This is a genomic window from Marivita sp. S0852 (assembly GCF_046591575.1).
In the GTDB taxonomy this organism is placed as follows: Bacteria; Pseudomonadota; Alphaproteobacteria; order Rhodobacterales; family Rhodobacteraceae; genus Marivita.
Map to the genome: position 1 here is coordinate 218,829 of NZ_JBIQWA010000004.1, position 14,651 is coordinate 233,479.

Sequence of the window (14,651 nt, forward strand, 5' to 3'; positions counted from 1 at the left end):
GGCTTCGGTCCCTGACATTTACAGCGGATCGAGGCCATTTTTACTCTTGAGGTGCCGCGTTCCAAAGGCTAATGACGCGCTACCAAGTCAAGACAGTGCGGTCGTGGCGGAATTGGTAGACGCGCAGCGTTGAGGTCGCTGTGGGGTAACACCCGTGGAAGTTCGAGTCTTCTCGACCGCACCAAAACAGACCTTAGGGTTTAGTAGCCCACCTATCTCTTTGAATAATAACGCCTTTTGAGTGGTTCTAGCACCCTCGAATCGGCAGTATGGAATGCGCTCGGTAAAGCATAGCTTCAGCACGAGTCGCCGGGCTTCAATCTGCCCTTTCTGCCATATTTTCCAAGGGTTTGAGAGGAAAGTCAGGGCTGGTTCTAGTTTTTCTTCGAACGTGCCCGCTGGCTCGACCTGATTTGTGATTTTCTCAGTCAGCACCGCACGCTGTCTCTCAATCTCAGAGAGCTTCGACTCGTAGGCATCAATCACGGCAGGATCACTTGCATCCAGAAGTCGCTTGATGAGTGCCTGCTTTTGCTTCTCAATATCCTTCAGCTTGAGCTTCGACCGGGTAACGATGTCCTGGGCCTGATCTTTTCTCATGTCCCACGCTTTGCGGAACATCTCACGCGCCAGTTGGATGAGACCGGGTGTCGGCTGGAGGGCTTTCACCAGATCACCAATCTCGTCTTCGATCTTATCCCTTGGAATGGATTTCCCGTAGTGATCGCACTCTTTGGTCTGGCAAAGATAATAGGCATAATTTTTATAGCGCCCCTTCGAATAGGATGAGCGCAGCGGGACATGGCATCCTGCACATTCGACCATGCCGCGTAGGGCAAAGCTGTCGCCGATATTCTTGCGCTTGGGAGCTTTGGCGATCCCCTCGCGCCTGGTCTGCACTTTCTCAAATGTCTCCAGCGAGATCAGCGCTTCATGCTGGGCCTTGAGCCACTGCACGTTGTAACGCTCGCTACAAATATAGCCTGCATAGATGGGATGGGTGAAGATATCTGTGACGCGTTGCTGCGTGAGAACGCCCTGATTGTTGCGCGGAAAGTCAGGGAACTGCTCAAGAAACCGCTTCACCTCAGCCTGCGTCTGAAACTGCCCTGAGGCATATCCCTCGAAAGCTTCTCTCACGATTGACGCGCAGGGCTCATCCGGCACCAGCAGTTTCCCGTGACCTTGCACAGTTTCATACCTGTATCCAACCGGGGCACGGTGCAGCCAGTACCCGGCCTGCATGCGCGCTGCCATTTTCTGCGAGACCTGCCGTCCGTTCTGCTTGCGCTCAAGCTCCCCCTGGGCTGCCATAATGGTCTCGATGAACGCGCCCTCAGGCGAGTCTTCAAACTTGAAGTTCAGACATTCAACCTCAGCGCCTCGTTGCTTGAAGGCGCGTCTGAGCTTGATGTGAAATTCTGTATCGCGGGCAAAGCGTTTCAGATCATCGAAGATGACAACAAAGTTTTGTTCAGGCTGTGCATCCAGAAAGCTCAGTAGCGCGACCATACCTGGCCGCTCCATAAAATCTTTGCCGCCGCTGATCGTATCCGGGAAGACCGCGACGACCTCATAGCCCTTTTCCTCTGCATACTGACGACAGCGTGTCTCTTGTGATGCGAGCCCATGCCCATCGGTTTCCTGCGCGCGGGTTGAGACACGACAATAGGCAAGGGCTAGTTTTCTTATGGTTTTTGCGTTCATGGCTGCTCCTTCTTGTTTATGGTTTTGGAAGAAGCCAGTGTTTCAGGCGCTGTATCGTCAATGCACAGGTAGTTTAGCACATCATCGAAGCCGATGTCGCTCCCATCTCCCAGCTTATCCCCAGCCTTGACGCTGAACCCCAGATCAACAAACGCCACCATGATCCGCCATAGGGTTGAGAGCAGTTCCTTTTGTTGATCCTCAGTTAGCTCCATATCACTTAGGTGATGTGCATAATCTCTCATCAGTCGTGCGTCCTGATCGAGCGGCCCGGCGCGGGAGGCCGGAAGGTGTGTCGGGGATGGGTGGTGTTTGGTCATTAGGTTTCCTCCTTATCATTCATGTGGTGTGTCAGCGCGGATGCGACCCCCAAGAGTCTGGCATCCGCGCGCTCTGGTTCATCGTCCTTCGAAGCGCTTAGGCCGCGCATTACGGGGACGCTGTTCTTTTGAAGTATCCCGCTCAGGTGATTTCTCAGTCGAGCGATCACGACGCAGGTCCAACATCTTGCCGCGCATCTCACGGGCGAGTTCGGAGACACGCAACAACTCGCTTTCTGAAAACGAATTGGTATCGCGCAGCTTGCCGTTCTGATCTTCGTAGGTTTTGGCAAGTGTGACAGAGTAATACTGGTCTCCATCGCGGTTTTCATTGCTCCACAGTACGCCTTTGAGGCGACCATCCCTGAGCGTTAAAACGGGTTCATTGGGCATAGATGTCTTGTCCATGGAAAGTCCTTTCTTCCTTGGTGGTAGGTTTGCGATTTGGGGTTTTTGGTCTCAGCTCATCCTGTGAGCACATGAGAACAATACATGAACATATCACATTGATACGCTCAAAATCAATGAAAAAGTGTTCTATACCAGCATATTAGCACCTCCTAATATCGGGACCTTGATTGGGCTTTGAGTCTCTGGATGTCCTGCTTCTTGCGTAGCGCTTTGAACTCTGTCCGGCTTAACGCCCGATCACTCAGCTCAGGAGCCAGGACCTGGAACCAGCCTTCATCAGGAGCCTGTTTGTGCGGCTCGGCGTAGGACGGATGAGGAGAGATCGGAACGCCGGATGAGCCCCGGCCTTGTGCTCGCGACTGGAAGCGTTCCGGCACATTGGGCACGATCTGCGCGTTATGCGAGACTGTGAATGCGGTTTTCGCTTTCCCCGCGTCTTTATAAAAGTCGCCCATTTCTCCCGGTACATCACCGTGGTGCCGATAAGCGTAGCTCACGCGATACGGGCCAAAGGACAGATCATTCTCAGACATCATTATCTCCTTTCAACATAGGACCAGGTCCCGCTGCGATATTGCGGCAGGTGCGCGAACTCGTTGGGAACAGGTTCCGTAATGATCTTGCGCCAGCGCTTGCCCCAGCGGGTCTGCACTTGGACGCGATCATAGGGCGGGTGATAGGGATTCGGATGATAGCGGCCCGCCATCCAGCGTTGTTCCCAATAGGGTTCGCGGCTGCCGATCACGCCGCCTGACAAACCATCTGCAAACAGGTAAAGGGCATTCTCAGGTCCAAAGCGCACCTCATCCGGCGTACGAATAGCACGGCGAACAAGACGCTGATGCGCCGCCTCGTAGGCGCTCTGCGCGATCTGCCCCGCTGCTTCAAACGGATCACTGCCAGCAAAGACCGATTGCAAGGTTGCGAGATGCTGCGTTTTTGCCCGTTGTTGGATGAGCGGGTCATCATGGTGAAGGGTTTCATAGCCGAGTAGGTTGGAGACCAGCTTTGCGGTGTTGTCATCCCGCACCCCGAAGAACAACTTTACCGCCGCGCTGGAGGCAATCAGTTGTGCGCCGCCCGGCATCAGCTTGTTGGCTTGTTCGAAGTCCTGAAACACGACGAACGGACGCACGCCGATGCCAGCACCGTCAGTGAACAACCGCACGATCTGGCTATAGCCGAACAGGCGACCCGCCTCATCGATCACCCATGTCTGACGGGGAGCCTCAGGGGCACGACGCTTGAGCGTCTTTGCACTGGCAAGGATCACCTTCACCATGGGAGCCCATGACTCGATCATATCTTCGGGCACCATCAGGTAGAGGTGATAGACCTGATCCTTGCGGCACAGGTCTTCCGGCGAGGCATCAAATGGTCCTGAAAGTGCATCCCGCAGACGATCATCGGACAGGCAGCCAAGGGCGGCTTCGAGTTCCCCAATAATGCCTCGGAATCCGCCACTCGTATCAGTGCGCGCCTCGTCGATCTCGGCTTCTACGCTCATGCATTCAGGAATACCGGAGAGATACATCTGGTAGGCAAAGTCGAGCCAGGGCTCCCCACCTGTCTTCATCAATAGCAAAGCACGATAGAGATCAGGCAGGGTTAATGTCCCGTTGAGTTTGGTGAGAATGACGCACAACGCCTCAGCAATCCGTGCAGCATTCAGCTCAAAGTACTTGGCCTGTGCAGCACCAGACTGCGGCAAAAGCCCTTCCAGCATGACCTTGATGTCCGAGATCAGAGTCAGGCTGGACCAGCGGATATGTGCGACAGGGTTCAGTTTATGCTGCGGCATGCCGTGCAGGCCATGCGGGTTGAGATAGAGGCAGGCTTTGCCGTCCGAGTTTTGGTCCTGCGAGGTAACCGCCAGTTCGCCTTTTATGTCGAAGATCAGAATGGTCTCGTTTGGCAGGACACCGGAGCAGATATTTTGCATCAGAATATCGCGCAGCTTGCCCGTCCTGGCACCTGCGGTCATGACATAGCCACCTGCAAAATCCAGCCAGAGGCGACGACCATAAGCTTTGCCGCAATAGATAGAGCCAGGCGTCCACTCGAACATGCCTGCGGCGACCATCTCCGCCTCAGTGGCAAGACTGGAAGAGCCAAACGGATTGGCGGCATTGTCGAAGTGATAGGACATAGCTTCTCCGTCACCGGAAGCAGAGTCCGGCGTTCAGCTTAGCAGGTTTAGGACTACTCAGATTGTTTAGGGCAGTAGGTCTGCGGATGTGTCACAGAACAGGGGCGCGGCATTCAGCCAGCATGCGACAACAGCACCACCCGTTAGATGTTCAGCCAGCAGGTCCACGCAAAAGGCCAAGAGGAACAGAGCGCCCAGCACATTTGCGCTATCGATATAACGGGAGTGGCGCGTCTCTTCTGACATGATCCGTCTGCCAGCCAGCGTTCCGATCTTCTTACGAACAACAACGCGCTGTTCAGTGTAGAACACATATGCAAGTGCCCGGCAGATCAATCTGGCTATCAATGTAGATGTCATGGCAAATCTCTCTTGGAACGGGACAGGGCTACAGTCCCAAGCCAAAGCCCGAGGCTGGCAAAGAGAGCATAGCTCAAAAGACGTGTAAGGTTGAAAAGAAAGTAGGCAAGCAGGCCGAGGAAGGCGAGACGGAAGAGCTCAACCCAATCAGCGCTGTAATGATGTCCCCCATACTGACCGACCCATCCAGCTCCCAGCGCGTAGAGTTGCGGTGCAAGCAGGAAAGCAATGGCAATGCCTGCAACGGCGGATAATCCACCAGCCGAAGATGCAAACACAGATGGTTGTTGAGGTTTTTGCGGTTGTCTCACGTCAGCCTCCCCAGAGGTTGAAGTTACATGAAGGCACTTACGCGCCGATGAGACTGTCCCGATAGAATCGCTTGTGAGTTCTGATGCTCACCAGTAACATAGCACATAGGGCCCTTTATGCAATGAGTATTAACGCTTGGGAATCGGAGGCTGCTCAGGCAGTTCATAATCGACCCCAAGGCTATGTAGCTTTTGCACGATAGCATCTTCGATCCAGGCAGTGCGATTGCCGTCACCAACCGTATCGTTGAGCACGTCTACTAGTTCGGGATTCAAGCGCACTTTGACTTCTTTGAACTTAGAGCCCTCACCGGTCTTTGCGGAGAAGCGCCGCTGCCGTTCACCGTGTTCTTCTCTTGCCTGGTCAAAATCCTCGTTCAATATTTTTTCTTTTATTATTTTATAGTTATGCAAGACCCTATCATAAAAAACACTGAGATCGCAAACCTCTTCAAGAGCGAAAAAGTGATCATCTCGCCCTGACACAACATCGCTGCGGAAGCAGACTTCTCGGACCGTCCATTCATCGGCCTGCGGCAGCAAACGGGCAAGCCAGTCGAAGCTGTCAAAGACGTGAGTGAGGTCAGCATCAGATATTCGGCCCCAGTACCGGTCTATTTTGGCAAAGCTGGTAATTCGGCCATGATTCAGAAGGGGAATAATGATCGATTCAACGCTTCCAAAGCTGCGATCAAGGTTGCGTGTTTCCTCTTGTGCCTGAAGATACCCACGAAACCTTTCAATTACATGTGCACGACCGTCTCCGTGCCGTAAGCAAAGTGGTAGGTGCGGCGTGTTCATCAAATCCTTTAGCAGCTTCTTCGCAAGTCTTTGACTAGTGTAGCGAGACAAAAACGCATCTTTTGCAATGAGATAGCGCTCACTATCCTCAGCTTTATGATCCATGCGGACTGTGGACCAATCCAGATCAGTCAGCCTGTCACGCTTAAGGGAAAAAATCATTCGGACTTATCGGCCACCCGCTTGTGCCGCCTTCGCTAATTGCACGTCGGGCCCTCTATATCAGAGTTCGACCTGCATGAACAGGGAGGCAACCTCATCTGACTGGATGCAGAGATATTCCAGCGTCTGTTGCTGGGTGGCATGTCCATAGGCTTCCATCAGGAGCGGTAGGACAAGATGCGGCGGGGTCTTGGTGTTGCCGCGTAGCTGATGATAGCCCCATGTCTTGCGCAAGGTGTGAGAGCCGTAGTTGCCTTGAAGACCTTCGTGCTGGCACCAACTTTTGACCATGTTGATGAACGGCGAGACCGTGAGGGCCTTGCGCGTTCTCTGAGAGATAAAGAGCGGGCAGTCGGGCTCTGGTTTCGGATGGGCCTTCAGCCAACCCTGGATTGCAATGACGGCGACCCCGTTCAGCATAATGCGCCGATACTGCCCTGTCTTGGACTGCATCAGGCTGAGACTGTCTCCGGCCTCAAGGTGGGCGATCTGTCCCACTTTGATGGAGAGGAGCTCATTCGCCCGGTAGGCCGTGTTGATCCCCAGCGTAAACAGGCACAGGTCACGCGGTTTTGAGGAAAGGGCTGATTTAATCGCCGCAATCGCTTCAAGGTCCCGAATAGGCTCAACCTTCGTGGTGCTGCCCTTCTTCGGATGGTTCGGATTGCGGAGTCTTTTCAACGGCATAGCTCAGCAGAACCAGCCGCTTACTCAGAAGTCAACTTTTATCCAAAACTTAACATACGGGAGTATTCACTGACTGGTCAATGGCTTCCCAGTCACTTAGTCGGGGCATAACCAGCCTTCAAATCAAGCTCTGATGCGGTCTTCGGGGAATAGCCCAACTTCTGGATAGAAGTTGATCTGGAGGGCGTGATCATGACCGAGAACCTACCTGCAAAATCCTTTCGCTTCGTGGACGGCGAAGGAATTGTCTATACAGCGTGCCTGCTGATTGTCCTGATCCTGGTACGGGCATGGGATGCAGCTCAGGCCGTCCTAGCGCCTGAAATGTTTGATGCATTTGTGCTCTACTACACCGCGCCCTCAAAGATCACCCAACTGGGGCCGTTCCTCTTCGCACTGGTGGTCATTGGTCACTACCTAAGCTGGATGACGAACATGCTACGGCAACGCCACGCAGATGAATTGCCGACACCCGGCACCGCGATCCTTCATCATCTGCTTCCCCCGTTTCTGTTCTATCGCCCTTTTGCGATCTTAAAGGCTTTGATGGGCGACAAGGCCAATGACACTGTCCTCAGCCTCTGGTGGGGTGGTCTATGGGGCGGAATTGCCCTCTACGCATTGCGCTTCGCCTTAACGCTAGAAAATGGCGCACCTGCCAGCATGATTTATTGGATGGTCACGCTTTTAATGTGGTTGCTTTTTGCCCTCAGCCTCGCCTGTCTTGCCTATGCGTGCCACATTGTGACGAAGCAGTGGAACACGGAGTAAACGGAGTACATGTCATCGCCGTCTGAATGGACACGTCAGCTTGACCGTTTGTCCCGTCATGCGATGGGGCAACGCAGCTTCATGAACGGCTTCCAGAAGATGACCGGATGCAGCAATGCGGAGCGGAATGAGATATTGCTGGAGAAGATGGACAGAGCCCGTCACGTGCTTTCGGTCCACATGACAGCCACCGGAAAGAAGCGCGAGCTATGATGTTTTAGCCGTTGGCACTCATTGCCTTCGCATCACGCGCGTCGCAAACACGCTTATGCGCGTCCCTTATGAGTTCCAGAAGTTTTGGCTGGGCACGTAGCTCAGGATAACCGGACAGAAAATCATGTCCGTCCCTGATATAGAGATGCCGCCTACGTTCGCTGACAGTCTGGATGCGATCATTTTCGTCTTGAGAGATCACACCGTCTTGAAGGGCCTCCTCAAGAACGTCATCATTCAAAAGGTGCGGCTTGGAAACACCATCCGTTGGCGTCAGGCTGCCCTTGTCCTGACGGAAGAAAAAGGTCTTGTCCTTGACGTCTCCGCTGTTGCCAAGACTAAAAGCAAGGTTGATCTCCAGATCACCGCGCTCCATCTGGTCGAAGCGATAGCGCATGGTTGGTCCGCGAAACTCACGCTTTAGAAAAAGTGTCACTTCTTCGTTTGCAGGGACTATGTATGGTTCCAGCGGCCCGTTCCATTGACCATTGAATTCGATTGTCTCGTCTGTCGCGGGCCTCTGCAATGTCGGTGTGGACATCAACATCGGACAACCATCCACGTATCGGAAGAACTCTACCTTCTTAAGTTTGAGAGGTTTTGAACCCGCCCCAATTGAAATATGGACGCTGGTGGAGATAAGCGGATTGTCCTCATTCTTGTCGCCTGAAACCAGATAAACCCAACTCGGCTCTGCACTGACATCAATGACAGGTTGCGCATCAATTCTGTCCTGCTCTTTCTTCCTCTTTTCGTCTATCCGCCAACCGATAATGAAGATCACAGTCCCTACGGTGATCAAACCCAACGCGACGATGATAGGCCAAATACTGTCTTCTGTCTCGTATGGAGGGATAGTTGCCGCAGTGAAAATCCAGTTCAGGAGTTCGATCAAGCGGTTGATGATGAACTCGCGAAAGTCCGGGACAAGCAGACCGACCCCCAGGATCACAAGACCGCTCGCAAACTTCGAGTAGACCGATCTCAGAATAACCCGCTCGATTACGATCTTGATAAATGCCTTTAGCTTTTCTCTCTTCACAGCAATGCCCCTCAAATAACAAGCACCAAACTAGCACGCCTCGGATATGTTTCGAAAGAATGGTCGCGTCTTTGACTGAAGTGTTGCACCGATCTACACCATGGCTGACCCAAGCGTTCAGATCATGGCTCTGCGTGAATTTGCAGGTTAGCGACGACCGCAAGATGTCCCCTGTAGTACAGGGGCCTCTTGGCAAGGGGACCCGCTGCGCGCCCCCGTTGCATCCCCCCGGCCGTGGCTCTTCCTGGGCATTGAACCCATTACAGAGCCAGCAGACCGTATCGCCGGTCAGCCACTCACAGGGCTTGGAGACGTCCCTCTCCACCTGCACCGAACCATGGATCAAAGGGCGTATCGCCGCCCCTTGAAACCCACTCGCAAGGAGACTTCGCTCTCCCCTGCACCCCATCGACTTGGGCGGCGTTCCTGCCCCCAAGACCCCAGACCACTTCATGGAGACGACATCATCGAGACCAAGGAAGGGAGCTGTCGCGCTGCCCTTATTTGGAACCATCCCATCGACCACGGGGCTGTCCGCCCCTTGGAGCCCCGACCACCCTTTCGCTGGCTGGAAAGCGCCTTGAAGATATACTTCAAAAGCTGCCCTGTGGATAACTTTGAAATCGAAGGTTTTGCTGATGCACGTGCAAGATGTGCCTGCTAGACTTGCAAAAATCACAACAATTTCCGGGCAGGATACACTTTGTACGAGAACGCATTTAACAAAATCGAAAGAGACCTTCGCGCGGAAGAAGGCATCGCCAACGAGCTGGATTACGTCGAACAGACCTCATGGGTGCTGTTTCTCAAATATCTGCACGACCTCGAAACAGAGCGCAGTGATCGCGCTGAGCTCGATGGTGAAGACTACACCCCAATCATTGATGGCGAATACCGTTGGGACACATGGGCCGCTCCGAAAAAGGATGGCGAGTTTGACCACAACGTTGCCCGCATCGGCGATGACCTGATCAAGTTCGTCGATCAGGAGCTATTCCCGTATCTCGCATCCTTCCGCCAATCCGCGACCAGCCCGCAAACAATCCAATACAAGATCGGCGAGGTCTTCACCGAACTGCGCAACAAATTCCGCTCCGGCTACATCCTGCGCGACGTGCTGGAAACCGTGGATGGCCTGTCCTTCAACACCCAAGCCGAACGGCACGAACTTTCGCAGCTTTACGAATCCCGCATCCGCCGCATGGGCAATGCGGGCCGCAACGGGGGCGAATACTACACACCGCGCCCGCTAATCCGCGCCATGATCAAGGTCACCGACCCCAAGATCGGCGAGACGATCTATGACGGCGCTGTCGGTTCCGCAGGCTTCCTCTGCGAAGCCTATGACTATCTGCGCACCGACAAGCTGTCGGCCTCCGAATACGAGACCCTGCAAACCAAGACCTTCTACGGACAGGAAAAGAAGGGCCTCGCATACGTCATCGGGATCATGAACATGGTCCTGCACGGCATCGAAGCGCCGAACTTGATCCACTCCAACACGCTCAATGAGAACGTGATGGATATTCAGGAGAAGGACCGCCACGACATCATCCTCGCCAATCCACCCTTCGGCGGCGGCGAGCGGCGCGAGGTGCAGCAGAACTTCCCGATCCGCACGGGCGAGACGGCCTACTTGTTCCTGCAACACTTCATCCGCAAGCTGAAGGCAGGCGGGCGCGCCGCTGTGGTGATCAAGAACACCTTCCTCAGCAACACCGACAACGCCTCCGTCGCGCTGCGCAAGGAATTATTGGAGGCGGCGGAGCTACATACCATCCTCGATTGCCCGCAAGGCACCTTCCAGGGCGCGGGCGTCAAGACCGTGGTGCTGTTCTTTGAAAAGGGCGCACCGACGCGGGACATCTGGTTTTACCAGCTTGATCCGGGGCGCAGCATGGGAAAGACAAACCCGCTAAACGACGACGATTTGACCGAGTTTGTGGAGCTGCAACGCACCCGCCCCAACGGGCCGAAAAGCTGGATCGTCAATCGCGCCGATCTTGACGAGGACACCTGTGACCTGTCGGTCAAGAACCCGAACGCGCCCGAGGCCGAGGCGCTGCGCAGCCCCGAAGTGATCATCGCCGACATGTTGGCGCGGGATGCCGAGACGGCGGACATTCTGGAGAATATCCGGGGGATGCTGTGAAGGCGGGGTGGGAAGAGGCATCTATGGGTGACCTTTGCGCACTTGTGCGCGGACCCTTTGGTGGAAGCTTGAAGAAGGCAATCTTTAAGCCCTCAGGTTATGCCGTCTATGAACAGCAACACGCAATCAGGGATCAGTTTGAAGATTTTCGATATTTTGTGGATCAAGCCAAATTTGAAGAAATGGCCCGATTTTCTGTCAACCCAGGCGACATTATCATGAGCTGTTCTGGAACAATGGGGAAAGTCGCGAAGGTACCCGAATCGGCCCCTGTTGGAATTATCAACCAAGCATTACTGAAAATTTCACCACTTGGAAAAATATATCCCGATTTCTTAATGTTATGGATGGAAAGTCCCGGTTTCCAAGATCAGTTGAGTTCAACCACCATGGGGGTGGCTATTAAGAACGTCGCTTCTGTGAAGACTCTCAAGGGAATGCCCATACCCCTCCCGCCGCTCGAAGAACAACAGCGGATTGTTGCGGTTCTGGACGAGGCCTTCGAGGGTCTGGCACGCGCCCGCGGCCACGCCGAAGCCAACCTCCAAAACGCGCGGGAGTTGTTTGATCGAGCGGTCTTTGAGCTTTTCGAAAACCTGCGCATAGAGCACCCGACACTTGAACTGAGCGAGATGGCCGAAAAAATCACGAAGGGATCATCTCCTAAATGGCAAGGTATTTCATACGTAGATGAACCAGGGGTTTTGTTCGTCACTAGCGAGAACGTAGGAAAAAATGAGATCGATCTCGCCAAGACAAAGTACGTTGAAAAGGCGTTTAACGAAAAGGACCGGAAGTCTATTTTGGCCAAAGGCGATGTGCTGACTAACATTGTGGGCGCTTCTATTGGTAGGACTGCTGTCTTCGAACTTGATGATGTGGCTAATATTAATCAGGCTGTTTGTTTGATCCGCTGCGATTCAAAGCGGCTGAACAACTACTTTTTGTCGTACCTGCTCAATTCTCCTTACTTCAAAGCTCAACTGCACGCGGGCGAAGTCAATATGGCCAGAGCCAACCTCAGCTTGACTTTTTTTAGAGAGCTGAAGGTTCCTGTGCCTCCTGTCGATATGCAGGAAGAAGTGGTGCAGGAGGTCGATGCACTTCGGCTGAAAACAGAGACCCTAGAGAAAGATTATCAATCGAAGCTCCAAGACCTCGACGACCTCCGACAATCCCTTTTGCAGAAAGCCTTCGCAGGCGAATTAACATGACTTGAGCGATAGATAAGATGAGCATTCACGACGAAACCGAAGCCGATACCCGCGCCGAGCGCATAGACCCCGTCCTTGCGGCGGCGGGTTGGGGAAAGAACGGCTCGAAGGTTCGCCGTGAGGTCATCTGCCCTGGGCGCATCCAGTCGGGCGGCACGCGCGGCAAGGGGCTCTCTGCCGATTACGTGCTGATCCACAAGGGTCAGAAGCTTGCTGTGCTGGAAGCTAAGCGCGCAGGCATCAGCCACCGCAACGGCGTCGGTCAGGCGAAGGACTACGCCACCCGTCTTGGCTCACGCTACGCCTACGCCTCAAACGGTTTGAACTGGTATCAGATTGACATGGCCAACGGGGCCGAGGGCGACATGGACTTGCCCTTCCCAACGCCCGATGAGCTTTGGGACCGCACCTTTGCCGATCATAACGAATGGCGCGAGCGCTTTGGTGCCGTAGATTTCGAGACAGATGGCGGCAAGTGGGAGCTGCGTTACTACCAGCACAAGGCGGTGAATGCGGCGCTTGAGACCTTGGCCAAGGGCGACCGTCGTATCCTCCTGACGCTCGCCACGGGTACAGGCAAGACCTCCATCGCTTTCCAGATCGCGTGGAAGCTGTTCCAGGCTAAGTGGAACCTATCGGGCGAGCCCACACGCCGCCCACGCATCCTGTTTCTCGCTGACCGCAATATCCTTGCTGATCAGGCCTACAACGCCTTTTCAGCCTTCCCAAATGATGCAGTCACGCGGATCGACCCCGACACGATCCGCAAGAACCGTGGCAAGCCACCGAAGAACGCCAGCCTGTTCTTCACGATTTTCCAGACCTTCATGACAGGCGAAGGGGAACCCGTTTACACACAGTACCCACCGGATTTCTTCGACTTCATCGTGATTGACGAATGCCACCGAGGCGGCGCAAAGGATGAAAGCGAATGGCGACGTTTGCTCGAATACTTCGAGCCGGCCGCTCAGCTTGGCCTTACAGCCACGCCAAAGCGCAAGCACAACGCCGACACCTACGCCTATTTCGGCGAGCCTGTTTACACCTACGCCCTGCGCGACGGGATTGAAGACGGGTTCCTGACTCCTTTTAAAGTGCGTCAAATGGCCAGCACCATCGACGAATATGTCTATGATGGCACCGATGATCTGGCTGCGGGCGAAGTTGAAATAGGTGAAACCTTCACAGAAGGCGATTTCAACACACGTATCATCATTCCTGAGCGCGAGCTAAGCCGCGTTCAGGAATTTATGTCTCAGATAGACCAACGCCAAAAGACCTTGGTGTTTTGCGCCACGCAAGAACATGCAGCACTGATTCGAGACCTGATCAATCAGGTGAAGAATGGGACCAACCCGAACTACTGCCATCGTGTCACTGCCGATGATGGTGCGGTCGGTGAGCAGCACCTTCGCGACTTCCAGGACAACGACAAAACGATCCCGACCGTGCTGACGACTTCGCAGAAATTATCCACCGGCGTCGATGCAAGGAACGTCAGGCATATCGTCCTAATGCGCCCGATCCGTTCCATGATTGAATTCAAACAAATCATTGGTCGCGGCACGCGCACCTATGAGGGCAAGGACTTTTTCACCATCTGGGATTTCGTCAAAGCGCACGAAAACTTCAACGACCCCGAATGGGATGGCGAACCGCTTGCCCCCGAGCCGCCGCGCGAACCACGCACACCACCCGCAGGACCTGAACCGGGACCAGGCGAACAGGGAGAACCCAACGGAGGTGGAGGCACGGAAGAACCACCGCGCGAGAAGATCGTGGTGACGCTCTCAGACGGCAGCGTGCGCAAGATCAAATACATCGCCTCTACAACCTATTGGAGCCCCGAAGGAAAACCGATTTCTGCGGCAGAATTCTTGGAGCGCCTGTTCGGCGATCTTCAAGGGATTGTTACGGATGAGGACCAGCTTCGAGCTGTTTGGAGCGACCCGGACAACCGTCAGCGCTTCCTCAATCAACTGTCAGATCGAGGTTATGACCAAGACCGTCTGAACGATATCCGTAGACTGGTTGATGCCGCTGATAGCGATCTCTTCGATGTGTTGAGCTATATCATGTTCACCAATCCTCCTAAAACGCGGCACGAAAGGGCCGACCACGTTCGCTCTGACGGGATGAAGGACGCTGATGGGGAAATGAAAGACCTCTTGCTCGCAATCCTTGGGGCCTACGAAGCGCGCGGCGAAGCGGAGCTGGCAACCAATAAGCTCGGAGCATTCCTGACGGCGCGCTATGGTAGCGTCAACGAAAGTAAAGCAAACCTCGGTGGCCTCGCGGCAGTCAAGGACGCCTTCCGCGCCATGCAAGCAACGCTTTATTCAGGTTAGAGC

Annotated in this window: 14 protein-coding genes, 1 tRNA gene and 1 pseudogene; 6 read left to right on the forward strand and 10 right to left on the reverse strand. The window is 54.3% G+C overall.

The genetic code is table 11. The features are described from left to right. Positions 1 to 97: 97 nt before the first annotated feature. Positions 98 to 184: transfer RNA gene (locus ACG74X_RS10155), tRNA-Leu, on the forward strand. A 497-nt stretch (positions 185 to 681) separates the two neighbouring features. Here ACG74X_RS10155 and ACG74X_RS10160 read toward each other — a convergent pair. The 9 genes and pseudogenes from ACG74X_RS10160 to ACG74X_RS10200 all read right to left on the reverse strand — a co-directional run. After that, positions 682 to 1,707: pseudogene (locus ACG74X_RS10160) on the reverse strand (recombinase family protein); the annotation flags it as partial. Continuing rightward, positions 1,704 to 2,027 carry a hypothetical protein gene (locus tag ACG74X_RS10165; protein WP_411234530.1) on the reverse strand — a complete coding sequence of 108 codons (324 nt, stop codon included), beginning with the start codon at positions 2,025 to 2,027 and terminating at the stop codon, positions 1,704 to 1,706. The pseudogene ACG74X_RS10160 and the gene ACG74X_RS10165, both read right to left, overlap by 4 nt. A gap of 78 nt (positions 2,028 to 2,105) precedes the next feature. Beyond that, the gene (locus ACG74X_RS10170; protein ID WP_411234532.1) at positions 2,106 to 2,435 is read right to left on the reverse strand and encodes a hypothetical protein; all 330 of its coding nucleotides are present in this window, start codon (positions 2,433 to 2,435) and stop codon (positions 2,106 to 2,108) included. 152 nt (positions 2,436 to 2,587) lie between these two features. Then, positions 2,588 to 2,971: a hypothetical protein gene (locus ACG74X_RS10175; protein WP_411234533.1), complete on the reverse strand. Its 384-nt coding sequence runs from the start codon at positions 2,969 to 2,971 to the stop codon at positions 2,588 to 2,590. A 2-nt stretch (positions 2,972 to 2,973) separates the two neighbouring features. Beyond that, on the reverse strand, positions 2,974 to 4,587 hold the full coding sequence (locus ACG74X_RS10180; RefSeq protein ID WP_411234535.1) for a type IV secretory system conjugative DNA transfer family protein: 1,614 nt from the start codon (positions 4,585 to 4,587) through the stop codon (positions 2,974 to 2,976). Positions 4,588 to 4,653: 66 nt separating this feature from the next. Next, on the reverse strand, positions 4,654 to 4,947 hold the full coding sequence (locus tag ACG74X_RS10185) for a hypothetical protein (RefSeq protein WP_411234537.1): 294 nt from the start codon (positions 4,945 to 4,947) through the stop codon (positions 4,654 to 4,656). Then, complete coding sequence (locus tag ACG74X_RS10190) at positions 4,944 to 5,258, reverse strand: hypothetical protein (protein WP_411234538.1); 315 nt, start codon at positions 5,256 to 5,258, stop codon at positions 4,944 to 4,946. The genes ACG74X_RS10185 and ACG74X_RS10190 overlap by 4 nt, the downstream gene beginning before the upstream one ends. 129 nt (positions 5,259 to 5,387) lie before the next feature. Continuing rightward, positions 5,388 to 6,164 (reverse strand): hypothetical protein, encoded by a 777-nt coding sequence (locus ACG74X_RS10195; protein ID WP_411234540.1) that lies wholly within the window; start codon positions 6,162 to 6,164, stop codon positions 5,388 to 5,390. Between the two features lie 117 nt (positions 6,165 to 6,281). Beyond that, positions 6,282 to 6,908 carry a tyrosine-type recombinase/integrase gene (locus ACG74X_RS10200; RefSeq protein WP_411234542.1) on the reverse strand — a complete coding sequence of 209 codons (627 nt, stop codon included), beginning with the start codon at positions 6,906 to 6,908 and terminating at the stop codon, positions 6,282 to 6,284. 192 nt (positions 6,909 to 7,100) lie between these two features. On the opposite strand from ACG74X_RS10200, the gene ACG74X_RS10205 reads away from it, so the two are divergent. Both ACG74X_RS10205 and ACG74X_RS10210 read left to right on the forward strand, forming a co-directional pair. Further along, entirely contained in the window at positions 7,101 to 7,679 is a 579-nt protein-coding gene (locus ACG74X_RS10205; RefSeq protein ID WP_411234543.1) for a hypothetical protein, read from the forward strand. 9 nt (positions 7,680 to 7,688) lie between these two features. Then, the gene (locus ACG74X_RS10210) at positions 7,689 to 7,892 is read left to right on the forward strand and encodes a hypothetical protein (protein WP_411234545.1); all 204 of its coding nucleotides are present in this window, start codon (positions 7,689 to 7,691) and stop codon (positions 7,890 to 7,892) included. 4 nt (positions 7,893 to 7,896) lie between these two features. On the opposite strand, the gene ACG74X_RS10215 is transcribed toward ACG74X_RS10210, so the two are convergent. Beyond that, entirely contained in the window at positions 7,897 to 8,934 is a 1,038-nt protein-coding gene (locus tag ACG74X_RS10215) for a hypothetical protein (protein WP_411234547.1), read from the reverse strand. A 703-nt stretch (positions 8,935 to 9,637) separates the two neighbouring features. On the opposite strand from ACG74X_RS10215, the gene ACG74X_RS10220 reads away from it, so the two are divergent. Genes ACG74X_RS10220 through hsdR form a run of 3 tightly spaced genes read left to right on the forward strand, consistent with a single transcriptional unit; the run spans position 9,638 to position 14,648 of the window. Next, on the forward strand, positions 9,638 to 11,086 hold the full coding sequence (locus ACG74X_RS10220) for an N-6 DNA methylase (protein WP_411234548.1): 1,449 nt from the start codon (positions 9,638 to 9,640) through the stop codon (positions 11,084 to 11,086). Continuing rightward, positions 11,083 to 12,300 (forward strand): restriction endonuclease subunit S, encoded by a 1,218-nt coding sequence (locus tag ACG74X_RS10225; RefSeq protein ID WP_411234550.1) that lies wholly within the window; start codon positions 11,083 to 11,085, stop codon positions 12,298 to 12,300. Before ACG74X_RS10220 ends, ACG74X_RS10225 begins: the two co-directional genes overlap by 4 nt. Positions 12,301 to 12,317: 17 nt before the next feature. Further along, positions 12,318 to 14,648 (forward strand): EcoAI/FtnUII family type I restriction enzme subunit R, encoded by a 2,331-nt coding sequence (gene hsdR, locus ACG74X_RS10230; protein ID WP_411234552.1) that lies wholly within the window; start codon positions 12,318 to 12,320, stop codon positions 14,646 to 14,648. The last annotated feature ends 3 nt before the right edge of the window (positions 14,649 to 14,651 follow it).